Raw genomic sequence first — 25246 nt, forward strand, 5'->3', positions numbered from 1 at the left:
TAACCAGCTGGCTATTGATACTTCCCGGTTACTCCCCAGCCCGCGGAGTTTACCCATTCGAAAAGCCCCTGTCGCCGGTTTGTAATGGGCGTGTAATGAGGTTCAACGGAATGTGCAATCCGGTAGGAACTGAATGGCACTTAGTTAAGTCCCGAGCTGCCCCTGCCCCTGAGGAGTGCGCTGTAGGAGCCTGCTTGCAGGCGAACATTCCCGGTGCCTTGCCGCGACCTCAATTCGCCTGCAAGCAGGCTCCTACAGGGGGATTCCTGCCATTGAGTTCATCCCTGACAACCCCGTTAAATCACTGCAAAAGCTGTTCCAAATACCGGCAAAAGCTAACGGCTGAAGCGGCCGACAAAATTGCGCTGCTCACCGCTGGCCAGTTTTCCCCGATCCAGGCGTCCAAGCACCTTGCCCCAGCCCCACTCGAACGCCCGCGCCGTCGACTTTGGCCACAAGGTAAACAGCGGATTGAAGGGGTTGTCTCTGGCCTGCATCCACACCGTCATCCGGTGGGACCTGGCTTTGGCCTCGCCGCGGCAGTGAAATCCATACACATTGCCGATCAGCAGCGTATTGGCCGGCACACAAAACTTGCGGGGCTGAAAGCCCATTTCCGCCAGATCCCGCTCCGTTACCCGGAAGGAGCCATCCCAGTAGCGCCCGGGGGCGCGGGCATCGCCCCGCTTGCAGGCCTCCAGGCTCTGCCGGTACTCCCATTTCAGCCGGCGCCAGGTGAGGCAATGGGAGCCGGGCACATAGATATACGGGCCGTTGCTATCGTCCACCGGATCGATATAGAGCCAGCCCTTGACGCAGGGATGGAAAGTATCCGCGTGCATATCCCGCTGGGGGTCCGGGCGCGGGGTGACATTCGCGTGATTGCACAGGTTCTCGATATAGAAGAGCGGCGGCCGATTCTTGGAAGAGCAGTAGCGCACCAGGCGATCGAGCCGAGAATCCTCCACCAAGGCCTTCAACTCCGGAAACTGCTCGCGGACTCGATGCGTCATAAAGGCACGCTGGGTCAGGGTGGTGCCCTCCACAAACTCGCGCACCTGCCCTTCATAGTTCTGCAGCTCCAGCACCAGGCACTGAAACTGCTCTTCGGGCAGGAAGTCTTTCCTCAGGATATAGCCGTTGCGCAGGAAATCGCGCCTATCCCCGGCGGCAACCAGCGGCGCCAGCAACAGCAGCCGGAAGCGGAACAGCGACTGCGCCAAAATTACCCGCATGACATGCAGGCCACAGCGGTTTAACCAATAGCTACCGATGATGGGATTATTCTTGAAACTCTTGCCCCAGGAAAAGAGTTCCAGCAGCCACTGGGGCCATTTCCACAGGGCTTTAACAAACGGTTTGGCCATAGGCCTCTTCCCCGAATTAAAAGTGTCTGTAGGAGCGGCCCATGGCCGCGATCAATGAAGGGGGAATACCCGAAGCCCGATAGCGGCCATGGGCCGCTCCTACAGGAAATTCCTACTTTCTTAAGAACCGGTTGCGGAACAACCGGTACAGCCTGGTCCCCAAGCCGGTCCCCCGCCGCCTATCGCGCGCATCGGCCAGCAGCTCCACCGCCGTTTCCGCATTCACATGGTCGCCGCTGTGCGGGTCTATATAGAGCGGATACAAAATCAACGCGCCGGCGACCAGTTGATCGAGACTCAGCCGCCGCTGGCGGCGCGGGCAGTCCAGGCGATCCTGCGTCAGTCCCCAGCCCGCATAAAACGGCAGGCCATAGGTCGCCACTTTCACACCGCGCAGCAACGCCTCGAAGCCGGCCAGCGAACAGAGGGTATGCACCTCGTGCACCCTGTCCAGCAGTTCGGCGATGGATACATCCGAGACCATCGCATCGAACAAGCGGGCCGAATCCGCCTCCCCCACGGCGCCAAAGCGCCCGCCTCCGACTACGTCCGGGTGGGGCTTGTAAACGATAAAGGCATCGGGATTCGAACGCCGCACCTCGCGCAGCAACTCGAGATTGGTCTTGTATCGCGGCGAGCCCCTGGCGATGGATGCATCCGTCTCCACCTGCCCCGGCACCAGTATGACTTTTCTATCCGCGGGCAGATCGAGCGACGGGGCACCGCAGGAGCCCACATTGTATTTACTCAGCCGCTGCTCAACCAACTGCGCCCTGATCTTGCGCGCCCGCTGCAGCAAGTCCTCGTCGAACTGCGTTTCCCTGAGGATCGCTTCAAGATCACTGGCCCTGGCCGCATCGTAATAGATACCTCGCCTGTCCAACACCAGTGACAGCGGCGTTACCAGATCCACACCCAGGCCGACAGAGCGCAGAAAACCGTCCTCCATATGCCAGAGTTCCAGCCCGGCATCGCGGCAGGCCTCGGCAAAATTCGCTCGCAGGCTGCTCGCCCAGGCCACAACCCTGGTACCTGCGGCAACTCCACGCAAGCGCGCGGATTTTGCGGCGATAAAGCGCATGGATTCCGGCCAGCCGAGAAATGCAGGCACAAAACTGCGCTTCCAGGCCGAAAACCCGGCCCCGGCCCAATTGCCACTAAAGCGCTTGTGCAGCCGCCTCTGATCGCCAATCAGGTAAATGGTGTCTTCCAACTGACAGCGCCGGCCAGTGTAGGGATTGATATAGCGGCAATAACGCAAATAGGCCGCGGCAAAAACCTGCTCCAGGGAGCGCTCGAAGCCGCGGCGCTCACAGTGCAAACGGTCATGGGTCAGCCCCCAGCCGGCATAAAATGGCAAACCAAAGCAATGCACCCGCCTGCCGGCCAGCAGCGCCTCGAATCCCAGCTGGCTGGTAACCACATAGACCTCGTCCACCGCGTCGAGCAGCGCCCATGGCGAAATATCCTCCGCGAGGATTCGGCAGCCCCTTTGCCTGGCGGCCTCCAGCAGATAACCGCGCTTTTTCCCCGCAATCACATCCGGGTGAATCTTGACGCAAACCTCCGCCCCGGGATGCTCGCGAACCGCGCACTCCAGCATTTCGACAAAACGCTGCTGATCCGCACCGCCAAAAACCACCGAGGCATCGCCAAAGGTCTGATCCACCACCAGCACACGCGGGCGCGAATCCGGCCAGGTGTACGGTTCATCCGGCGCGTGGTTGTATTTGCACAGGCGGTATTTGCGCAGCAGTGCCATGCAGTGGCGCGCGCGCTCGAGCTCGGCTTCGTCGAAGGGCGCATCGGCTATCAGCGACTCCAGATCGCTGGGGCGCGTGGCATCGTAGTAAATACCGGAATAATCCACCACCAGGCTGTGCAGCGGCGAGCCCGTCACGCCCAGGCCGAGCGAGCGCAGAAAGCCGTCCTCGATACTGATATAGGGCAGGCCTTTGTCCGCCGCCAGCCGGCGGGCCTTTTTCGTGGTGGGTTTCAGTCCCCAGCCGGCGATATGTGTGACTGTCGCATCGGGGCCGCGGAAAACAAATTGGCAGGAGGCTTCGAGCAGGGCATCGAGATGCTTGAGGCGGCGGATACCCGGGGAACAATAGCCGATCACACAGTGCCCGATTACAGACATGCGCGGGCACCTTCCAGCAAACGAGTGCGCAAGGCCTCGTCACCGGCCAGGCGCAAGATCGCCTCCACCCACGTCCGCCCCTCCATCGGCACCAGCAGACCATTTTTCTCGTGCTGGACGACACCGCTGTAAACCGGGCTCTGCGCATAGACACCGACCGCACCGGCCCGGGTGATATCCAGAAACTTGGTGTGCGACCGCGCACGGTTAAATGGTGAATCCAGCAGTGGCGCCAGACCGATGGCGCGGCCGGGGCGGCGAATCAGTGCTTGGTAGGCTGGCCATTTCATCGGGTGCAATACATGCACCCGCGGCAAACCTTGGAACAGGCGGTTGACCGACTTATTTCCAATTACCTCGAACGCCAGGTTTTCGTCCCGCGCCAGAACCTCTTCGATTACCGGGCGCAGCCAGCGCAAGTCGGCGCCGTGGGAGGCAGAGCCGTGATAGAACACCGTCAGCAGCGGCGACTCTTGCTGTGGCAGCGGCCGTGGAGCCAACAGCTGCGGCTGCCACTGGACATATTTCTGTTGCAGGTAGGGTGTGGAAACCAGCAGTTGCGCGCCGACTGATTTCAGCCAGTTCTGTTTCGAATGGCTGTAGCGCAAAATCTTAAACTGATAGCGCAGCGGCATATTCGAGAAGGACCGCCAATCGAACAGATCGTCGTCCATAAAAAAATAGACGGCAGGCTCACCGGTCTTTTGCCCGTCGATCAGGGCCTTCCAGGCCGCGGGCACATAGCGCACGAAAATTACCGCGGCGCCCTGTAGCTCCCCCACCGGCGGCAGCTGTGAAAAAGTGCAGCGCACGGGTTTAACCCCGGCCTCCCGCAGGAAAGGAACAACAAAGTAATCGGTGGAAGGATTGGGCCCTTCCTCCACAATAAAGCACCGTTTACCCGCAACCAAAAATACGCACTCCCAATTTATTCACAACGGCTTACCGGTCCGCCTCGGACGCCTGCGATTCATCAGCAGTTGCTCACGTAGCGGCTCTGGCAGGTTATTCAATGCCGCACGCAACAGCGCCCTGGTCTCCTTAAGAAACGGGAATCGGGGATTAAACCGAAACACGCGCGTACGCCCTACCAGATCACTCACCAGCAGGCCACCGGCCTCCATCCGCTGGAGATGCTTTTGCACAACACTCAGGCTGATACCGTACAGCTCGCAAATCTCCCGGGCGTAGCCAGCCTCCCTGGCTTCAAGGAACAACAGAGTCCGCTCCGCCCCCCCAGAACCAACCAGCGCTTCAAGCATACCGACCTCCAATGGCGGTTATATGACCGCCATTTTAGGTCAACCAACCACCTCAACCAAGAGGCACCAAACCCAGCTCTGCGCCGGCTATCTTTCTGCCCTGGTCTTTGCGCCCGTTAGCAGGCCCATGGTCGCGTCCCCGGGACCGCGGAGCTCCAGCTCCGCATACGGGCCGCAGGCCCGCCAATCTCGGCTAACCGCCGCCTCTCTTCAGAAAACACAGAAATAACTAGTCACCGCCCTGTAGGAGCCTGCTTGCAGGCGAACAAGAACAGAGCTCCGTAGCCATTTACCGAGCACATCCCTGTGCTCCGCCCTTCGGGCAACTTCGCTGCGCCAAATCGCTCCAGGCGATTTGGTCGCCTGCAAGCAGGCTCCGACAAGGTGGCTCCCTTAAACCGGTGCGGGTTCCCTGTGGGTGAGTAGTTACCCACAGAAAACACTGCACGGCTCGATCCAGGTACCAGCTTAGCTACCCATGCCTCAGGCCCAACCATCAGCCAATTATCAATTGGTATCAATTTGATAATTCCACCCGGGCAAGTTTCCAATCGGTTGTTCGAACTCCTGTTAACACCCCCTCCCCCTTCATCGAAGTACTTCCACTGGAACGAACTGCATCGCCGGCAGCCGCCCCTCCAAAATCAGGGAGGCGAGCGTGTCGCCGTTTGGGACGACACCGACTCACAGATACTGCACAGCCCACCTCCAGCGGAAGAGCTGCCCGAGAGGATGCGGGCCATGTGCGAATTCGCCAGCGGCACAAAGAAAGGAGGGCAATATCTGCAGGCCTTCCCAAGGAACGCCGCACCCCGCACTGGTGGAATCCGGGAGGTCCGCACCCCAGTCACCGGGTTGCGCCAAATCAACCGGGACGAAATCAAGATAAATACGCCACTAAAACCGCAGTATAGTGGCGCATTTATTGAAATACGCCACAAAAGGTACCGATCCGTCATCGCAGGAGTTGTAGCAACAATTGTGCGAAACAGAATGAACAGGCTCTCGACTGCATCAAGCGACGCGCATACAGTGACATACTGACAAAGGATCAACCGCGCTATATAGAAGTGACGGAAACCGAACTCATGAGCCTGCACGAAGGCAATATCGCCCGATACCGGCTAAAGCCATCGGAGTTTCAGCGATGGCGCAAAGTCTGGGAGTAGAGTCGGTTCCGCAAGCGATCAACAGGCCTCCGCCGAAAGGACGTAACAAAAGCCCACTCCCCGCCAATATGGATGATCCATATATAGCCCGCAAGACAGTCTAGTGATCTATATATAGATCATTTAAAACTTGACTGAGATACTGGAACCTACTACGTTGACCTATGGAAAGACCATAAAGTACCTTTGTGGTCTATATATAGATCACTTCTTTTAACACGATGCCAAAGTCAATTACCCGCACCTACTCCCGCTATAGCCGCGACGCCACCGCTCTGCTCGGCGCACTGATCCGTGAGGCGCGAAAAGAGCGCAAGTTGACCGCACAAGAAGTGGCCGACCGCGCGGGCATTTCCAGAGGGCTGATGCAACGCATCGAAAAAGGCAATCTCAAATGCGAGATCGGCGTTGTATTCGAAGTGGCCACCATTGTCGGGGTCAAACTCTTTGATGCTGATGAAACCAGGCTCTCCAAACACCTGAGAGAGGCCAGGGACAAGTTGACACTCTTGCCCAAGTCCATCCGCAAGAAATCCAAGGCGGTGCGCGATGACTTCTAACCGCAACACTTTTAATCACAACAGGGAGGCCTTCGTCTGGATCTGGCTGCCGGGCGAAACCGATCCGGTTGTGGCCGGACGGCTGGAAGCAGAAAACGGCAATGTCCTGTTCAATTACGGTAAGAGCTACCTGGGGCGAATCGGCGATCAACCGCCCGCAATTCCAATTTACGAACCCGAGTTGCCGTTGCAGCCCGGAGTCCTGCCTCTGCCGGAAGGGTTGACCATGCCTGGCTGTATCCGGGACGCCGGGCCCGATGCCTGGGGACGGCGAGTGATCATCAACCAAAAGCTGGGACTCAAGGGCGCTGATACGGATACAGCCGAACTGGACGAACTGACCTATCTACTGGAATCCGGTTCCGATCGCATTGGTGCCCTCGATTTTCAGCATTCACCCAGCGAATATGTACCGCGCATCGCAAACAACGTTGGCCTGGAAGAGTTGTTGGAATCTGCCGAGCGTGTGGAGAAGGGCATGCCCCTCACTCCCGAGCTGGATCAGGCGTTGTTTCGCGGCAGCTCCATTGGGGGCGCGCGGCCGAAAGCCCTAGTCCAGGATCAGGGCAAGAAATATGTTGCCAAGTTCTCGTCCAGCACTGATCTCTACAGCGTGGTTAAGGCTGAATTTATCGCCATGCGACTGGCGCAACTTGCCGGACTCAATGTGGCACCAGTGAATCTGGTCAAAGCCGCCAATAAAGATGTACTGCTTATCGAGCGCTTTGATCGCGAGCCAAAGGATGGTGGCTGGTCGCGCAAGGTAATGGTCTCGGCACTGACGTTGCTCGGCCTGGACGACATGATGGCGCGATACGCCAGCTATGAAACACTGGCCGAGATAGTCCGCCACCGTTTTACCGATCCAAAAGACACGCTGAAGGAGCTGTTCTCCCGGCTTGTCTTCAATATTCTCTGCGGCAACACCGACGACCACGCCCGCAACCATGCGGCCTTCTGGAATGGCAAGGAACTGACCCTGACGCCCGCCTATGACATTTGTCCACAGGGGCGCACCGGCAACGAGGCTTCCCAGGCCATGCTGATATCGGGCAACAACAACCTCAGCCAGCTCAAAACCTGTCTCGAGACCGCCAGCAACTTCCTGCTTTCCCAGGACGAAGCCCACAGCATCTTCGCCCACCTGACAGAGGCCATCCAGCAGCATTGGGACAGTGTCTGCGAGGAAGCTGAACTGAGTGAAGTTGACAGAAAACTTTTCTGGGGGCGTCAGTTCCTGAACCCATTTTCAATTCATTGACATCCTCCCCCTCGCTGAAGCTCGCCGCCCATTAGGCGGAAAGGAAGGGGATTCCTACGGCGCTCCGGCGTGGTGTTGAACCAGTGCTGAGTCGCTTCGGTGGGTTCGTGCTACTGGCGGCATTACCACACCGCTCACTTCACAGCTAACCGGGCGTGTCCCGCCCTTAAAATGTTAATCGCACCGACCAGATCAGCGTTTTCCTCTCAGCCGTATTCAACACAGGCAAACCGCTCCTGTGTTCGGCGGCTATCCGCCGATACGTGGCCGCACTCCGGACAGGTCCGACTCGTGTTCCGCGGCGGCACGGCGATGAGATAACCATTGGCGGCGGAACTCGAACCAGCCCTGATCGAGAATGGATTTGTTCAGGCCGGATTTGGCTAGAACATTTTTACCCGGCGCTTCGGTTGTTCCCGCTGAGGATTTGGACATATTTCGTACCTGCAGAAATCCAAAACCCGCCAAATTACGCTAACGAAAAATCCTCATGCACCAGCGTCAGGTTGGGATTATAGGCCGGGTCTGTATCCAGCAAGTCACCCCAGCGCCTGCGCATATATTCCGCTTCGCGTTGGGCACGCTTGCGTTTTGCCATGGTATTGTCGGCACCGCGGGAAACCGACTCATGGTGGTAGAGTTCCGCATAGGGTGTCCACAGATTGCGGTAGCCCGCGTCGCGCACTTTCAGGCACAGATCCACGTCGTTGAAGGCCACCGGCAGATTTTCCTCGTCCAGACCTCCCACCTCCTCGAAAATTGCCTTGCGTAGCAATAGGCAGGCCCCGGTGACCGCCGACAGGTTCTGGACCAGGTGCAGGCGGGAAAAATAGCCGTAGTCGCTGCGGTTGAAATACTTGTGGGAATGCCCGGCCACACCGCCGATGCCGAGAATAACGCCGCCGTGCTGAACAGTGTCGTCGGGATAGTAGAGCTTGGCTCCCACGCAGCCGATTTCCGGGCGGCAGGCGTGGCTCACCATCTCCGATAGCCAGTCGCTGTTGACCGGCTCAATATCGTTATTGACCAGCCCCAGGATCTCGCCTCTTGCCAGCCCGGCGCCATAGTTGTTGATAGACGAATAATTAAACGGATGGTCCCAGCGGCAAACCCTGACTCGGGGATCTGCGCAAACCTCCTCCATATACCGCAGTGTTTCCGAGCAATTGCTCTGGTTATCGAGAATCAACAACTCAAAATTCGGGTAATCCGTCTTCTCAAGGATGGCGTCAACACAAGGCTTGAGGATTTCATAACCGTTCCGCGTCGGAACCAGCAGGCTGACAAGAGGCCTGGGCTCAGGAAAGGGATAGCACACACGATATGTATTGGGCAAAACACCGGCCACAGCGACTGCCCCCGGACAAGCTTGCGCAACATAATCGCTTACCGCGGCCAACCCCGTGGACTCTGTGTACGACTTCTGACCAGAATCCTGCGCAGTAGAGCCGGCTATCGCCCGCCAGTGATACAGCACTTTGGGAATATGAACCACTTTCCGGGCATCGAGATATGGCAAGCACCGCAACAGTAGGTCGTGATCCTGGCTGCCTTCGTACCCTTCCCGGAATCCCCCGACCTTCCGCACGAGCTCCGTGCGCAGCACAGTCAGATGACAGATATAGTTCTGCGAAAGCAGCAGGTCCGGGTTCCATGCCGGCTTGAAATGCGAGTCAAAGCGCTCCCCCTGCTCATCGATCTTGTCCTCATCGCTGTAGATAAGACCAACATCCGGGCTGGTGGCGATTGCTTCGCAAACACACTGCAGCGAGTAGGGGACCAAGGTGTCATCGTGATCCAGCAGGGCGACAAAATCCCCACACGCCACTGCCAGGGCACTGTTACTGGCAGCCGAAATATGTCCGTTCTTCTCCCGCAGGACCAGTGAAATTCGGCAGTCCCGGGCCTGGTAATCAAGTAGCCACTCCCGCAACTGGGGATCGGAAGAACAGTCATCCGCGATGCACAGCTGCCAGTTCGGGTAGGTCTGTGCTATCACCGACTCAATGCAGTCGCGTAGCAGTTTTATATCTGTATTGAAAGTGGGCAATAGGATAGAAATCAGGGGTCCGTCACCGGCTTGAAATACTGCATCCAGAGAATTCGGGTCCGGGATATGTAGTGGTTCCTCGTACTTGATCCAGTGCTGGTAATCCCTGGCTTGGCGTCGCCGGCTGAAAGTTTCGTTATAATGCCGCAGAGCCAGCTCGCGCCAGCTACCGTCACCGTTTACAGCTCGGGCCTTCAGCCCGTCGATCACCTCCCGCTTTTTCAGCCCCCGGAACTGCGCGTGCATATTTGCCAACCGCTGAGCCAGGCGATCCAGGGCAAACCACGGAGCCAACCGAACCAGGTGAAAATGCTCCACCGTAAATTGGCCGGCGGATTCCATGGGATCGAACCGCAGCCATTTCACAGTTCTGGGGAAATAGACAAGACGTTTACTGACACGATTAGACCTTACCGGTAGAAACACACTCTGCGCCTCATTGAGGCCTGCCCCCGTATCAAAGTACAAGCGGGCGTCAGCGCTGGATTCCGTGTGGCGCAGCTTGAGTTCCAGCATATACCAGCCGGGCAGGAAGCGTTTCCTCCGCACCCGGAAGCGGGGATCAATCCCGGAAGAGCGCCAAGTGAAAGCAGACCCAGAATCACCGCAGGCCTCAAGATCGCCCAGCGGCGCAAGCCTGTTCGTCAGTTCCAGACGAAATAACTGCTTCACAAGTTTCACTATACCGCCACTCTCCAAGCGCGCAAACGCCCTACTCGCCACCCTCTTTGCGAACTGGCTCAAACCTTCCCCCGCAGTACCCACGGCGACCCCACCAGCGGCTGACCGGTTTCGGCAACCGTACATTCGATTCGCGCACCCGAAGACAAGCCGACGATCTTCACGCTGAAACCCACAAATCCGCCCCGGCCGATACTCCGTTCCCGCAAGGCTCCCCGATATTCGTGGGCACTTACCACCGCGAACGGCTCTCCGTCCACGGCGAAACACACCGATACCGGCTCGTCGCCTTGTTCGGCCCGCGCCCAGCCCAGCAGGCGCCCGTGTTCCTGGCGCATCAGGGCGCCGGAAACGTAGCCCGGCGCGCTCCCGGCCAGCCGGATGCGCCAGTCCAGTTGAGCACACGCGGCCCGGTACAGACGGATATCGTCCGCATTCAGCGATTCCAGTTCATGCCGCTGTTCCGCCGTCAGGGTGTAGGGCTTCGCAATCGACTCCCTAGCCTGGTTTTCATCGAGAAAAGGCACCGCCATGCCGAACTTCCGGTTGAACTGCTGCAGGGATTCCGCGTAGCGCTCGGTGATCCCGACAAAGCCGAGCCCGGCCCAGGGCACCGCCGCAAGCAGGCGCCCCTGGCGATTGATATTGGACTTGTCGCGGTAAAAGGTCTCCAGTGGCTCGCCGTAGCCGTAGTTGCGCTGGTGATGCTGATACTCCGAAACTATCCGCTGTACCGGGTCCCGCAAAAAAGTGACCATGCGCTCCACACCGAAAAGCCCCGCGTAGCGGCTCGCATGAAAATGCCCAGTGAGGAACAGATAGCCCTCCGCGCGGAAGGCGGAGCGGAAACGCCACAGATCTGCATTCGGCTGAACCCACTGCCTGACGATTGCGCTGGTCTCGACCGAACTGGGGCCGTAATCCCGGCAGACCCGCTCTTTTCCAAGAGCGGCATCCACTCCAAAGCGGAAGCTGGTTCCCGCAGTCTTGGGAATATGAATAAATAACAATGGATCCACAGATACCTCTATCTTCAGTGGATGGGGAACGGCTGCTTGCTCCCTGCTGCACGATCGTTCGGAGCTAAAATTAGGCACTACCATTACAGTCCCTATGCGCGATTGACCTGGCACTCCACATTCGAGCCGTAGATGGTGGCGGAAACCCTATCTTCTTCTGTCAACTCCCTGTCATGTTGGTACCAGAAGCCGCACACCAACTTTTGAGATATTCTCTTGCCTATCACATCCGGGCGTTCCCGGTCGACATCCACGAGCTGCTCAACACCATTGATCAACAACCGAATCTTGAGATTGCCCGTAAACTCCGACACGGCCCAGCCGGAAACAATATTCCCCCTGATGGTCACATGGCCCTGACCGAACGACATATAGGGCGAATCATGTACCAGCAGGTTCTTCAGCTCCTGAATACGCGCCTTCACCGCGGATACATAAGGCAACATACCCTCATCGACCTCGTCGTTCAGGTCGTGCCCCTGGAAGTAGGCCTGCCCCTTTCGCCGACTGGCACTACCGGCACCCGAGCCCTTCCTGTCCTTATTCAGGAAATGCTCCTGCCGTGACTTGACCACATAGTGGTTGATGCGCAGCGCCTCGTAGCTGACTTCGGCCGTCCGCGGCTCGAAGGCTTCACCGTTCTCGAAACCGGCCGGCTGCATGTTGGCGGAATAGTAGCGCCCCTCCTTTAGCGAGCACTCATGGATATTCATGCGCGCCACCATGGAAGGCTTCAGGATGGTCTTGATATGTTTGTTGAACTTATGCTCCTTCCGCGAGCAGCGGATAAAGCGCTCAATAACGGGCCCCTCCTCTTTAAACACATGTCCAGAGGAACCGAAATTGCGCCAGTTCAACGCCAAGGCGCCCGCCTCGGGATTTTGATAGAAAGGTGTCAAATTTTCCTTTAGCGACTTTCCGTTAGTTGAGAATATAAATTCGTCGATATCGATAAATGCCAGCAGATCCACATCGGGACCGTAATCCCGGAGTATTTGATTATATGCCGGCGCCTGCGGTCCGGTATCGCCGACTCGAGGAAAATAAATACGGGTGATTACGCCGGCATTATGTAAAGCTTCCAACACTTGCGACGTGCCGTCGTCGCTGCAATTGTCGGCAATATAGAATTTATCGACACCCATATTTTGATGATAAGATATCCACTCAAGGATATAATCGATCTCGTTCTTAACGATAGCTGCGAGGCCAACCGTGAATTGAGGAAAAATTACACTAGAACCTTTTGTCATTACAGCATACTTACTCTAATTATCAACGCTAAAAATTACGCATAACATGTGAAATGTAAGGCCCGCCCTCCTCAGCTTGCTAAGTTCTTTTCAATAGAAATACCGGTGGCATTCTATACAGGAAAATGATTCTTAGCATTGAAGCTTTGCAAAATGTAAGGATTGACTAGGCCCGACCCCGTTAGCGAAGTAGCGAAGGGTCCCGCCCCTCGCGCCAGCCGTAGTTCAGGTAGTGGCCGAATGGGTCCACGCCGGCGGCGCCGACGTCTTCGTTGTGTTTCAGGTAGTAGTCCTGATCGAAGAGCTGCCTGACCCGCTCGCGGTCGTCGCTTTTCAGTCCGTCGCCGGTTCGGCGTGACTTTAAAATTTTGACGACTCGGGATTTAACCATCCTGAAACATTTAGCGAAAATCACAAATACAACCGCTCAGTTTTTAGAATATGATTTGTTTTGAACAATCCAAAACTTATAAATATTGACACAGCACGCGACGCTTCTGAAAGAAGCCTGTCCCTAATGAGAGCTTCCTGAGCCAGGCAATTTGGCAATAGTGTCAATTGTCAAGACTTGACCCCATCTTGCTGCTAAGACTTGACCCCATCTTGCTGCTAGACTTGACCCCATCTTGCTGCTAGACTTGACCCCATCTTGCTGCTTGACCCCATCTTGCTGCTGACCCCATCTTGCTGCATGACCCCATCTTGCTGCATCTTTGACCCCATCTTTCTTGTGACCCCATCTTTCTTGTGACCCCATCTTTCTTGAATGACCCCATCTTTCTTGACCCCATCTTTCTCCTCTGCGCCTGAGCTTCGCTCGGCGCACTAAGGCCCGACCCCGCCAGATCCATCTTGGCTCCACATATTTCAAAAATCGAGGTCAACTAGCAACCATAGCTTTAATGCAAGCACCTCCAATTCGACACGCCTCTAATCACACAAAATCACACCTTCAACTTCATTAAAAGAAAAAACGTCCCTTCCCAAAAAGATATTACCCACGCGCCAGATCAGCCAGATAAGGCTTGACAGAAAGGCCATTTGACTTAAAAAAATTTATATAACCCGAACTACTGGAGCACCTAACAGCGTCAAAATTATCCGCTTCACTTCTTGACCAAAAGGCCGCCTCATACAATTCTTCAGCAGAGAGGCCTTCCACATCGGAAAAGTGCGAACAAGGAATCCCAGTTGTTTTTGCCAACTCTTCAGTTCTAGAGTCAATTGTAACAACCCTACCGGGAACCCCCATCTGAACCGGCAACGCAACACCGTGATACCTAGGACCCACAGCGACAGAGAACTTCCTAGAATAATTCAACCAATTCTGGGCATCAGCAAAAAATACAGAATACGCCCTCAACCAACCCTCCAACTCGCCCAAACTTCCGAAACAATTGTAAACACTCTTCAGCCGATCACTCTGCCTTTCATCTAGAACTCCCCACCCTTCCAAAACCAACTTAAAAAGCAAATCGGGATGCTGAAGAACATACTCCCCATTAAACTTCTCAACTAACTCTACGAGTAAACCTTCAATTTTTGATGAAGGATGCCACGGATTACCTGAGGGAACCATGACTCGTGGGAATCGGACTTCATCCTTCCTTTTGTAGCATTCTTGCCCAAGATCGCTCCTCGGGGATGTGAGCAATGAAGGACACCCTAAAGGAGAAGTATCATAGCCCAGCTCCTTCAGAACCCACGATGAGAACTCACCACGAGTGATAATATTACTAGCCCCCGCGTCACTCTTTAAATGGCTAACTATTTCCAAAAACTCCCTTGTTCCCTCTGGAACTTCAGGCATCACGCCTATTCGATCAGACTGGGCACCCAGCCCAATTAAAACAACCGGAAGATCAAACTGCGACAAGGCATCGCCCCAATTTTTCAAGTCGACATGAGATCCAACCTGATTAGCGCAGCACACACAGATAAGATCAAAATTTTTGTTCACAAATACAGGATCATGTCCCCAAGAAAGGACTTCAAAGTCATCCATTAAAATATTTTTCACGGAGTGAACGAAGGCCACATTTCCAGTATTTCCTCCCGTAGCTTTCATCACTGCCGACGCATCAGATTTCCACAGATACTCAGAAACAAACTCATTATTGTTCTGCAAGTTAGTTATCAAGCCTACTTTCACAAAACTAACCTCTCCATAACCTAAAAAAACATAGCCAAGGGACATCAAAAATCAGAAGGAACGTCAACTATAAACCTTTCTCTAGTTTGTACAATCAAAAGGTCTGGAGAATACCGTGCCACCTCATCCCAATCAATCCGCTGCCCCCATACAAAACATGAATTTTTGAACGCATCTATGACAAATGGCTTCATCCAATCCATAGAGGATGAATGCCATACCATAACCCTGAAATTGGATGGAGAAGTATTTAGATATTCTTGCCGCCTTCCAGTATTTACCTTTTTATTATTGTATACCTCAATATACCTCTGACCACTTATAGAAACATGTTTTATTTTTTCAATATTAACCGCATCAGTTTTAACGAGAAGATCACTTGCCTGGTAGGAATTCTTATGCTTAAACTCCTCATACCCACTAACACTCACAACCTCCGAGAGGCTCGACACTTTAAGAACCTCTAGAAAAGCCAAGTAAGCAGCGTAAAATGTCCAGTGTGTATCTCCTTTAAAGTATAGATCGCCTTCCTCAATCCCTGAAAAGTCTGGAACACAAAATTTTATTTCTCTCTTATCATAAAAATGGTTAGTCAGAAGTCTTAAAGGCCGACTATCGGAAATAACATAACCTTCAGGTAAATAACACTGACAACAAACCTCTTTCTCTGGCGCAACGAGCGTCACTAAGTCGGCACCAAGCTTATCTGCCTTTTCTTTTCGAGAAACACATAATCGCTCCCACAGATCGCAGAGATTCTCCGGAGACTTAATTTTTCCAGTTAAATAATCCAAGCTTCTATTAGAGTCATTTTTAAGAAATAACCATCCGAAATTTCCGAACAACACTTTATTTTTTTCTTCCTCAGAAATTACTGCCTTAACAGGCGAATTAAACAAGCTTAATCCACTCTCATCAAAAACCTCTATCGTCAAGTATGCTTCGCCAAGATATTTTCCCGGAAGAGACATAGAGAATCCACGCCCAAACCCTTCTAGATCCGCACGAACAATACTTGCGACACACTCATAATTATCCCCATTAATTCTAACGAGAACCTTACTTGGCCCTCCTTCTGGGGTTTTTATCCAGCCGCCAACTCCTTTGGCATTAAATCTTTCGATAAACCCTCTATTTTTCACTAGAAAACCCTTTGCTGTCATCGACTACACAGTCTAAATGGCTGGAGGCACATTCTTGCGAAGTAACAACTTTATTGATTCCAGAAATAATCTTGCTCCAATAATCTCTACTTGATATTGCCTCCGCTATTTTGCAAGAAAGAGACATAGAGCTTCGCGACCTAAACAGTAGTCCATCCACACCGTCATTTATTTTTTCGTTCATCCCACCAATATCGGGGCCAATCAACGGACGCCTGTGGTTAAACGCCTCCTGAATCACCATCGGCGAATTCTCCCACCACACGGAGGGGATGATCACCCAGTCGGCCTGCTCCATCAGCCGGCCGATTTCATGGGATTCGTAAGAACCGTGCAGCGTGACCAAATCGCCGAGATCCTCCAGTAGTCCGTGGATTTTCTCCTGGAACTCCTTCGTCTGAATATCCAAATTGGCGCCGTGAATATCCAGGTGCACCTGCTCTTGAACGTCTTCCGGCAGCAGCTTGAAGGCCTCCAGCAGCACATCTACGCCCTTGTAGGGGTTGATCTGCCCAAAGAAGGCAAAGCGGCCGCGGGCCTCCCCTTCCGCCAACGGACGCGGCGGTGGAGCCTCCACTTCCGGCTGGCCGTTCTCGATCATTACCATCTTCTCTTTCGGGATACCCCAGACCTTGTAACGCTCGATCAGGAAATGGCTGGGCGAGACGAAGACGTCCACCAGCTTAAAAATCGACTTGATATATTTCTCGCGCAGGAAAAAGTCCGCCGTCGAGCGGTCCGGAAAGCAGCGCGCACAGTCGCTGGGCGAGGACTTGTAGCAGAGCTTCATCTGCTTGCCGGGCTTGACCATCTGGCCGTTGTTGGCGCAGATGGCCAAGTATTCGTGCAGCGTCAGTACTATGCGCGCGTTCGGCAGGGTGTTTTTGACCTCGCGGATTAGCTCCAGGCCCATATGGATATAGTGGTGAAAGTGCACCACAGTGGGTCGGTAGCGCTGCAGCAGGCCGTGGAAATCCTGCCACACATGCCTCTTGTAGCCGGACTGGAACAGGAAGAAATCGGACATATGAGTGTGGAACAGTATCTCCCTGTCCGAATTGATGGTGGAGAATGCGGAGCCGCCGTGGGACGGCTGGTCGGTGCGCGCCAGGAACACGGTGTCCAGCCCCTGGCGCTGGTATTCTTTGAACAGGTTGTAAGCGGCCACTTCGGCACCGCCCTTGCTGTGATCCGGGTGGCCGTGGGAAACGATCAGTATTCTTTGTTCGGTCATTGCTACTTCCTTACGCCACCAGTTGCTCGATCAGGCGTCCCCAACGCTGCGTGTGCTGCCAGGCGTTGTACAGGGTGATTTTGAATTTCCAGTCCTGGTTTACGAACAGGTTCTGCGACTGGCGCTCCAGGTGGTAGAGTTTCTCGTCGCCCAGCACGTAGTGCCGGTAGCCGGCCCGACGCAGTTTCAGACACAGATCGGAATCCTCGAAATCCCCGAATACATAGGTTTCATCCAGCCCGCCGACGGAATCGTACAAGGCCTTGTCGATAAACATACAGGCACCGGTAACCGCCGGGTGCTCGCTGACCGCTGGAACCTCCAGCAGCCACTCCGGCGTGCCCTTGCCCGGGTGTTCGTTCAGCCACAGGTTGCCGAACTGCGGGTTTCGCTCGAAGGCCATACCCAGGTGCTGCACAGTACCGTCATCAAACACCAGTTTTGGGGCGGCTACGCCGACATTTTCCAGGCCGGCCATCTTCTCCTCGATGCGCGACAGCCAGCCGGGTTCGCTGGGGATGATATCCGAGTTGAGCAGCACCAGTTTTTTGCTACTGGCATTGCGGGCGCCCAGATTGTTGGCTCCGGCGTATCCCAGGTTGTAGCCGCCGTAGACGATTTTGAAGGAGATCGGGAACAGCTTGCTGGTGTCGCGACAGAAGGGAATAAACTCGTCGTACAGGCGGGGATCATCCAGCACGTAGATCAGCTCGGTCTCCGCGAAGTCCTTGTCGCCGATAAACTGGGCTACCTGGTGCAGCAGAAAATCGTAGCGACCGTAGAGCGGCACAATGACGCTGCGCTTTGGGTTCTCGACCGCCGGCCCAAACTGCAATACCTCCCCTTCCGGCTCCGACAGCAGTGCGCGGCGGTACTTCCATAGGGTGGAAAGGGCTGCGCCTACGTGGTCCCGCATTATCTCGCGATATTGGCGGTCGCTTATGTGGAAATTCACCAGCATCTTCTGGCTGGCCAGGGTGATGTCGTCGCGCACATTGTTTTGTGGCACCGGCAGTATCCCCAGGGCGCCCTCCCTGGTCAGCATTACCAGCTCCAGTCCGGCCCGCTCCGCCAGATGCGGCATGGGTATCCAGGCGTAGAGCCCGGCCTGGTAATCCGAGGACGCTTTGCCGGGAAATGCCTCCAGCACGTCGGTGCGCCTGTAGCGCACCGAGTGTTCCAGCAGGTTCTTGCTGTAGCCGCTGTCCGCCGTGCGCAATACCATGCTCGCGAGTTCCTGCTGGCCGTCCAGTAGCCAGCCGGAAAGAAATACGCCGGACCCGGGAATTGACAGGGCTTCCTCCCAGTGCCAATTGAGCAACCCTCTGAGCTGGCCCTCTTCCAAGCGCTTCAGGCCGGGAATTTCATAGACGCCATTTCCCATGCTGCGATACAGCTGGGCGATCAGCTGGGCCCGTTCATCGCTGCGCCAGCTAGCACTGTGGCCAAATATATCCGCGCCTGCCAGCTCTACGAATGGCTTCAAAGCCAGCAGCAGCTGGGTGCGCTCTATCTCGGCGGTCAGCTGCAGGGCATTCTCTTCCGGGGACTGCTCATAGGGCCAATCGACGAGCAAGCTGAAGCCCCAGCACCCACCGTCTTCATGGGAAAAGTGCCGGTTTACGTCCTGACGGGTGGTGCGCAGTAGGTCCACGGGCAACTTCCCGGTCTTTCCGCCTCCTACCGCCTCGTCCCCAGCTGCATAAGCGACATTGAAGTGCACATCCTCATAACCGGGGTGGAAGGCCCACCCTTGGATGAGCAAGTGCTTGCCACCAATGATGCCGCACACATCCACCCAGGCCTTCACTGCCTGTTTCGGCCCCGTTTCTTTACTGTGCTTTTCTTCCCTGGAAAAAAAACGTATTTTGCTTCCCATATCCGTTCCCTCTCTACCCTACGGCGTCCGCATACTGGCTGCTGATCCACTGCTGGTAACTGCCATCCATGACAGCAGACCACCAGGAGTTATTGTTTAGGTACCACTGCAATGTTTTGCGGATTCCGCTCTCAAAGCTCTCCACGGGGATATATCCCAATTCCTGGTTCGATTTGGTGGGATCAATGGCATAGCGCCGGTCGTGCCCAGCGCGATCGGTAACGAAAGTGATCAGCTCTTGCGCCCCCCCCTGCTTCGCCTTTTTCGCTTGCGGATACTTCTCTGCTAGTGATGGGTCTTCAGCGAAGGCTTGGTTCATCAGCTCGCAGATCAGTTTGACGATGTCGATATTCGCCCACTCGTTGATACCGCCGATGTTGTAGCACTCGCCCAGGCGGCCTTTCTTCATCACCAGGTCGATCCCCCGCGCGTGGTCCTCCACATAGAGCCAGTCGCGGATCTGCTGGCCGTCGCCGTAGATGGGCAGCGGCTTGTCCTGCAGGATGTTGGTGATCACCAGTGGAATCAGTTTCTCCGGGAAGTGATAGGGCCCGTAGTTGTTGGAGCAGTTGCTGGTGGTGACATTCAGGCCGTAGGTGTGGTGGTAGGCGCGCACCAGATGGTCTGAAGCTGCCTTGCTGGCGGAGTAGGGGCTGTTGGGGGCGTAGGGCGTTCTCTCGCTAAAGGCGGGATCGTTCGGGCCCAGGGTGCCGTAGACTTCATCGGTGGAGACGTGGTGGAAGCGGTGGTTTTCTCGATTCAGACCTTCGTCCAGCCAGATTTTTTTGGCGGCCTTGAGGAGGCTGTGGGTGCCGATGATATTGGTTTCGATGAAGGCGTCCGGGCCGGTGATGGATCTGTCCACATGGCTCTCGGCGGCGAAGTGCACCAGGGTGTGGATGCGGTGTTCCTTGAGTAGGGTTTCTACCAGGGGGGTGTCGCAGATATTGCCGTGGTGGAAAACGAAGTTTTGCTTGTTAGCAACCGGGTCGAGGTTGGACTTGTTGCCGGCGTAGGTGAGGGCGTCCAGCACGACTACCTTGTCTTGCGGGTAGGTTTTCATCCAGTAGTGGACGAAGTTTGCGCCTATGAAGCCGGCGCCGCCGGTTACCAGTAGATTGCTCATTTTCCTGTTGTGGTGCCTTTCGGTTTTGTTAAGTGACTCAATTTTTTGGGTTCACAGGCCTGCCTTTTGGCCGTGAGGATTTGTTTTGGTTTTGGTCGCGGCCATGGGCCGCTCCTACAATATTCTGTTCCGACTACCGCCGGGCTTTTGGGTCCGGTGGCTTTTGTTCGCCTGAAAGTAGGCTCTACGGTTTGCCCTCTCCCCGCCCCCTCTCCCGCAAGCGGGAGAGGGGCGTTTTTCTGCGGAGCTGGAGCTCCGCGGTCCCGGGGTGGCCTAGGCGGTTGACTTTTCCTTGAGTACTTCGCGCAGTGCTTGGCGCCAGTGTTTTGGTTCTACTCCCACTTCGCTTATCAAGCGGCTTTTGTCCAGGACGCTGTAGGCCGGTCTGGCCGCGGGGGTTGGGTAGTCCGCGGTGGTTATCGGCTTTATTTGCACCTGCTTTTCTGCGGGGAGCAGGTCCAGTTGTTTTGCTTCCTCATAAATGGCTACGGCGAAGTCGTACCAGCTGGCGGCGCCGGCGTCGGTGCAGTGGTAGGTGCCGGCGGCTTCCGGTTTTCCTACCAGTTTGTAGATGGCTTGCGTCAGCGTATGGGTGCTGGTGGGTGTGCCGATCTGGTCGGCGACTACTCCCAGATGGTCGCGTTCGCTCATCAGGCGCAGCATGGTGTTGCTGAAATTTGCTCCATGGGCGCTGTAGACCCAGGCGGTGCGCAGGATTACCGCCTGAGGCAGCAAGTCCTGTACGGCGGCTTCGCCGGCGGCCTTGCTTTCTCCGTATACGCCCAGTGGGCGCACTGTGTCCTGCGGCCGGTAGGGGGTGGATTGCCGGCCGTCGAAGACGAAGTCGGTGGAGATATGGATAAGGCGCGCGCCGAATTCCCGGCAGGCGAGCGCGAGGTTTTCTGCACCGGTGGCGTTGGCGGCGTAGGCCTGCTCTTTTTCCGACTCGGCTTTGTCGACTGCTGTGTAGGCGGCCGCGTTGATGACGACCGTTGGCTTGTGTTCGGCGACGGCTTCCAGGGCCTGGGGGCAGTTTGTGATGTCCAGTTCATCGCGGCCGAGGGCGACCAACTGGATGCCTTCTGGGATGCGCTGCTGCAGTTCCTGGCCTAGTTGGCCGTTTTTTCCTGTGAGTAGTATTTTCATTGGTTTTTCGTAGCAATTCTGGTTGTTCATTTTAGATGTGCGTTCTGTGGTTGTTGGCACTATCTATCGCGGCCAGCGGCCGCTCCTACAAATCCGCGGACCTGCGGCCCGTTGCCGAGTTGGGGCTCGGCGTTCCCGGCGGGGCGGCTTTGCCGCTTTTGCGGAGCTGGAGCTCCGCGGTCCCGGGGGTTGCCTGCTCGCGGGCTTCTACATTCTGGTACACGCGGCGCACCTTACGGGAAGGTCACTGCGTCCTTCAGGAATTTTCCTTCCGCGTCTTTGGCGGAGAGTTTGGGCGCGTCTCCGTTTACCAGGGGCCATTCGATAGCGAGGTTCGGGTCATTCCAGCATATGGAATGTTCGTGTTCCGGGGCGTAGTAATCGGTGCATTTGTATACGAACTCCGCTTCTTCACTGGTGACGTAGAAGCCATGGGCGAAGCCTTCGGGGACCCAGAGTTGACGTTTGTTTTCCGCGGAGAGGGTGACACCCACCCACTTGCCGAAGGTGGGGGAGCTTTTGCGCATGTCCACCGCTACGTCGAAGACTTCGCCCTTTGTTACCCGTACAAGCTTGCCCTGGGTGTTTTGTGTCTGGTAGTGCAGGCCGCGCAGGATGCCCTGGGCGGATTTGCTGTGGTTGTCCTGCACGAATACCCGCTCCGCACACTGTGTATTGAATACATCCTGGCGGAAGGATTCGAAGAAAAATCCGCGCTCGTCACCGAAGACTTTGGGTTCGATGATTTTTACGTTGGGGATTTTTGTTTCAATTATGTTCATATTGGTACATCAATTTGCCGAGCTGGAGCTCGGCGTTCCCGGGGTGTTCGCCTGCAAGCAGACTCTTACGGCAGGCTTGTGGCCCGTGCCCTGTCGGCCCCTCTCCCGCAAAATCAGGAGAAGAGGGTTTGGGTTAGGTTAGAAGCTGGAGACGAAGCGTTGCTGGTTGAAGGGCGAGGTTTCTCCGCTTTCTACCAGCAGCTGCAGCAGGTATTCGCCGTAGCCGCTTTTCATCAGCGGGTGGGCCTGGACTTCCAGTTGTTCCGCGGTGATAAAGCCCTTGCGGTAGGCCACCTCTTCCGGGCAGGCGATTTTCTGGCCCTGGCGGCGCTCGATGGTCTGCACGAAGTGGGCGGCTTCCAGCAGGTTGTCGTGGGTACCTGTGTCCAGCCAAGCGCTGCCGCGACCCATCAATTCCACATTGAGCTGGCCGTGCTCCAGGTAGATCTTGTTGATATCGGTGATTTCCAGCTCGCCGCGGGGGCTGGGCTCAATTTCCCGGGCCAGGTCGCAGACCTGGTTGTCGTAGAAATAGAGGCCCGTGACGGCGTAGTTGGATTTCGGTTGTGCCGGCTTTTCTTCCAGGCTTACCGCCTTGCCCTCTTTGTCGAACTCCACCACGCCGTAGGCGCGCGGGTCGGCGACACGGTAGCCGAAGACGGTGGCGCCCTCTTCGCGCGCGTCTGATTGCTGCAATATCTGGCTGAAGTGCTGGGCGTAATAGATGTTGTCGCCCAGTATCAGGGCACTGTTATTATTGCCTACATGGTCGCGGCCGATAATAAAGGCCTGGGCCAGGCCATCGGGCGACGGCTGCACCGCATAGCTGAGATTGATACCCCACTGGCAGCCATCGCCCAGCAGCTTCTGGTAGAGGCATTGCTCCTCGGGTGTGGTGATGATCAGTATGTCACGGATGCCCGCCAGCATCAGGGTGGTCAGCGGGTAGTAGATCATGGGTTTGTCATACACCGCCATCAACTGTTTGCTGATGCCTTTGGTCAGCGGGTACAGGCGTGTACCGGAACCGCCTGCCAGAATGATCCCTTTTCGTGACGAAATACTCTTATACATCCTTGATCCCCCCTAAAAAAAATTTTTTCTTTGTCACTCAATAGTAGTTCGGGACTGCTTGTGACCACAGTTTGTGCTTATGGTTTGAATCCATCCCCATGGGATTCAGGCCCTGCGCCATCGTTCTTGCATCCCCAACCCCTCTCCCGCAAGCGGGAGTGGGGAGTTTTAGAATGACAGGACTGCGGCTGTGCCCACGGCGATACGATAGAGGATTTCCGTGACATCCTTGGTTACTTGCAATTCGCTGGCCTGAATTTTTGGCATCACCATAATTTCATCGCCCGGGCGCAGTATTCGCTTGGATTTTCTACCGAAATCGCTGTCATCAACCCGGCTGATGGTGCCGTCCAGGTGCAGCACCACCAGTTCTTCTTCGTTGGCATTATTGGCAAAGCCGCCGGCCAGCGCGATATAGTCTTTCAGCGTGTTACGTTCGTTAAATACCAGTGAAGTGGGAAAAATAACCTCGCCCACCACGGAGATGGTGGAGGCCCGTAATGGCACCACCAGTTCATCGCCGTCCTCCAGCAGCATGGCGCCGGCTTTGGGATTGTTTGCCAGCACCACCTGGCCGCGGGGCTCCGCCCTGCGCGCCTTGGATATAAAGTTCTGGATCATGGCCGCATTGTCTTTTTGCGACACCTGGTCCAGATTGGTGATCGGCTGGCGTGTCAGCGCCTCCATTTCGAGCGCGTCCAGGGAGCGGTCCAGGGCTGCCTTTTGCCTGTCGGCCACACTTTGGCGATACAGCTGTATCGCATCGCGGTCGGCGTTATCCCGGTACTGCAGCAGCGTCAGCAAGTCGTCCAGGGTGGCGCCATAGGGCAGCACGTGGGCGGCGGGGCCGTCCAGTTCGCCCGTTACACGCACGGAAATCGTTTTGATGTCGTTATCACGCACCAGCTCAACCCGCGCGCCCGGATACAGGGGGGTCGTGAAGGCTTCCGATAAGGGCAGGTAGCTCGCTTGCTGCTGCTCATCGATCACTTGGGTAATGCGGGCGAAATTGGCCTGGGGGTCCGGTTTGCTCACCAGTAGCATTTCACCCAACTGGGTGTAGGGGCCGATAAATTCTATTTGGGCGGGCTGTTGCACAGCGCCCTCGATGCTCACTGCACCATGGCGCGGCCCGACAACAATGGCGTCGCCGTTGCGCAGCTGCAGTGCGGGCATGGTACCTTTCACCAGAAAATTGTAGAGATTGACCTTTTCCTGCAGCTTTTCTCCACGCAGCACCTGGACATCGATGAAACTGCCGCTCTTGCGGTCGATGCCGCCGGCACTATCCAGGTAATAGAGGATGGAGTCGGAGGAGAAGCCGGTGTAGAGACCGGGATTGTTGACGTAGCCGGTGACAAACACTTTTACCGGCTGGCTGGCTTCCAGGTTGGCATAGGCGCGCACGTTGTTTTTGAATACACGCTTCACATGGCGCAACACGAACTCATTGAGCCCGCCGTTTTCCACCCCGGCAACGTGCACCGGGCCCACTTCGGGTACAAAGATATTGCCTTGCGGATCTACCGGCAGGGTGGCACTGAAGCTGTAGGCGCCCCACAGTTGCAGATTGATCTGGTCGCCTACGGTAATGCGGTAAGCCGGGTTGAAGCCGCTGAAAGGCTGGTCCTTGAAGGCACCCTGGAACAGGGACTGGCCGAATACCGGCACCCTGGATTCCGGAATCTCTGTGGTCTCGGTTTTATCCAGCAGCTGGGTATCCAGCGCCTGAGCGGTTGGAAATACCAGGGCCGTCAACAGGCCCAACCATCCCCTGTAGGTTTTCAATTTTGTTGCGATCATTTTTGGCGATTTATCAATCCATCAATTTTTTCTGTTCCGGGTGGGCCCGGATGCGCCCCATCCGGGCTGCGCGACTGTAGGAGCCTACTTGCAGGCGAACGCGGCCAGCGGGCACTCCTACA

20 protein-coding genes are annotated in these 25246 nt (G+C 55.9%); 2 read left to right on the forward strand and 18 right to left on the reverse strand.

The window, feature by feature from the left end; genetic code table 11:
* Nucleotides 1–335: 335 nt before the first annotated feature.
* The 4 genes from FHS09_RS13265 to FHS09_RS13280 form a co-directional block, all read right to left on the reverse strand.
* A complete protein-coding gene (locus tag FHS09_RS13265) occupies nt 336–1367 on the reverse strand; it encodes a phytanoyl-CoA dioxygenase family protein (protein ID WP_183460680.1) in 1032 nt (343 codons plus the stop codon).
* A gap of 112 nt (nt 1368–1479) precedes the next feature.
* A complete protein-coding gene (locus FHS09_RS13270) occupies nt 1480–3510 on the reverse strand; it encodes a capsular polysaccharide biosynthesis protein (RefSeq protein WP_183460682.1) in 2031 nt (676 codons plus the stop codon).
* The gene (locus FHS09_RS13275; protein WP_343057484.1) at nt 3501–4394 is read right to left on the reverse strand and encodes a glycosyltransferase family protein; all 894 of its coding nucleotides are present in this window, start codon (nt 4392–4394) and stop codon (nt 3501–3503) included. Before FHS09_RS13275 ends, FHS09_RS13270 begins: the two co-directional genes overlap by 10 nt.
* A 48-nt stretch (nt 4395–4442) precedes the next feature.
* On the reverse strand, nt 4443–4772 hold the full coding sequence (locus FHS09_RS13280) for a winged helix-turn-helix domain-containing protein (RefSeq protein ID WP_183460686.1): 330 nt from the start codon (nt 4770–4772) through the stop codon (nt 4443–4445).
* A 1390-nt stretch (nt 4773–6162) separates the two neighbouring features.
* On the opposite strand from FHS09_RS13280, the gene FHS09_RS13285 reads away from it, so the two are divergent.
* Nucleotides 6163–6501: a helix-turn-helix domain-containing protein gene (locus FHS09_RS13285; RefSeq protein WP_183460688.1), complete on the forward strand. Its 339-nt coding sequence runs from the start codon at nt 6163–6165 to the stop codon at nt 6499–6501.
* The gene (locus FHS09_RS13290; protein ID WP_183460690.1) at nt 6491–7762 is read left to right on the forward strand and encodes a type II toxin-antitoxin system HipA family toxin; all 1272 of its coding nucleotides are present in this window, start codon (nt 6491–6493) and stop codon (nt 7760–7762) included. Before FHS09_RS13285 ends, FHS09_RS13290 begins: the two co-directional genes overlap by 11 nt.
* Nucleotides 7763–7968: 206 nt before the next feature.
* Here FHS09_RS13290 and FHS09_RS23405 read toward each other — a convergent pair whose 3' ends face one another.
* From FHS09_RS23405 to FHS09_RS13360, 14 genes are all read right to left on the reverse strand, one after another.
* Complete coding sequence (locus FHS09_RS23405) at nt 7969–8070, reverse strand: hypothetical protein (protein ID WP_425487775.1); 102 nt, start codon at nt 8068–8070, stop codon at nt 7969–7971.
* A 161-nt stretch (nt 8071–8231) separates the two neighbouring features.
* On the reverse strand, nt 8232–10484 hold the full coding sequence (locus FHS09_RS13300) for a glycosyltransferase (protein ID WP_183460692.1): 2253 nt from the start codon (nt 10482–10484) through the stop codon (nt 8232–8234).
* A 68-nt stretch (nt 10485–10552) separates the two neighbouring features.
* On the reverse strand, nt 10553–11512 hold the full coding sequence (locus FHS09_RS13305; RefSeq protein WP_183460693.1) for a sulfotransferase family protein: 960 nt from the start codon (nt 11510–11512) through the stop codon (nt 10553–10555).
* Nucleotides 11513–11604: 92 nt separating this feature from the next.
* Nucleotides 11605–12765, reverse strand: a complete 1161-nt coding sequence (locus FHS09_RS13310; protein ID WP_183460695.1) for a glycosyltransferase family 92 protein — start codon at nt 12763–12765, stop codon at nt 11605–11607.
* A 181-nt stretch (nt 12766–12946) separates the two neighbouring features.
* Nucleotides 12947–13156 (reverse strand): hypothetical protein, encoded by a 210-nt coding sequence (locus FHS09_RS13315; RefSeq protein WP_183460934.1) that lies wholly within the window; start codon nt 13154–13156, stop codon nt 12947–12949.
* 603 nt (nt 13157–13759) lie between these two features.
* Nucleotides 13760–14962 (reverse strand): polysaccharide pyruvyl transferase family protein, encoded by a 1203-nt coding sequence (locus FHS09_RS13320; protein WP_183460697.1) that lies wholly within the window; start codon nt 14960–14962, stop codon nt 13760–13762.
* Nucleotides 14962–16059 (reverse strand): alginate O-acetyltransferase AlgX-related protein, encoded by a 1098-nt coding sequence (locus tag FHS09_RS13325; RefSeq protein WP_183460699.1) that lies wholly within the window; start codon nt 16057–16059, stop codon nt 14962–14964. Before FHS09_RS13325 ends, FHS09_RS13320 begins: the two co-directional genes overlap by 1 nt.
* Nucleotides 16049–17314 carry a glycosyltransferase family 4 protein gene (locus FHS09_RS13330; protein WP_183460701.1) on the reverse strand — a complete coding sequence of 422 codons (1266 nt, stop codon included), beginning with the start codon at nt 17312–17314 and terminating at the stop codon, nt 16049–16051. Before FHS09_RS13330 ends, FHS09_RS13325 begins: the two co-directional genes overlap by 11 nt.
* A gap of 10 nt (nt 17315–17324) precedes the next feature.
* Nucleotides 17325–19193, reverse strand: coding sequence for a glycosyltransferase (locus tag FHS09_RS13335; protein ID WP_183460703.1), 1869 nt, complete (start codon nt 19191–19193; stop codon nt 17325–17327).
* 13 nt (nt 19194–19206) lie between these two features.
* Nucleotides 19207–20319 carry a dTDP-glucose 4,6-dehydratase gene (rfbB, locus tag FHS09_RS13340; protein WP_183460705.1) on the reverse strand — a complete coding sequence of 371 codons (1113 nt, stop codon included), beginning with the start codon at nt 20317–20319 and terminating at the stop codon, nt 19207–19209.
* Nucleotides 20320–20592: 273 nt separating this feature from the next.
* Nucleotides 20593–21465, reverse strand: a complete 873-nt coding sequence (gene rfbD, locus FHS09_RS13345; RefSeq protein ID WP_183460707.1) for a dTDP-4-dehydrorhamnose reductase — start codon at nt 21463–21465, stop codon at nt 20593–20595.
* Between the two features lie 233 nt (nt 21466–21698).
* A complete protein-coding gene (gene rfbC / locus FHS09_RS13350) occupies nt 21699–22247 on the reverse strand; it encodes a dTDP-4-dehydrorhamnose 3,5-epimerase (RefSeq protein WP_183460709.1) in 549 nt (182 codons plus the stop codon).
* 138 nt (nt 22248–22385) lie between these two features.
* Nucleotides 22386–23321 carry a glucose-1-phosphate thymidylyltransferase RfbA gene (rfbA, locus tag FHS09_RS13355; RefSeq protein ID WP_183460711.1) on the reverse strand — a complete coding sequence of 312 codons (936 nt, stop codon included), beginning with the start codon at nt 23319–23321 and terminating at the stop codon, nt 22386–22388.
* Nucleotides 23322–23489: 168 nt separating this feature from the next.
* Nucleotides 23490–25109, reverse strand: coding sequence for a polysaccharide biosynthesis/export family protein (locus tag FHS09_RS13360; RefSeq protein ID WP_183460713.1), 1620 nt, complete (start codon nt 25107–25109; stop codon nt 23490–23492).
* Nucleotides 25110–25246 lie beyond the last annotated feature (137 nt).

This window comes from Microbulbifer rhizosphaerae, from assembly GCF_014191725.1.
GTDB lineage: Bacteria > Pseudomonadota > Gammaproteobacteria > Pseudomonadales > Cellvibrionaceae > Microbulbifer > Microbulbifer rhizosphaerae.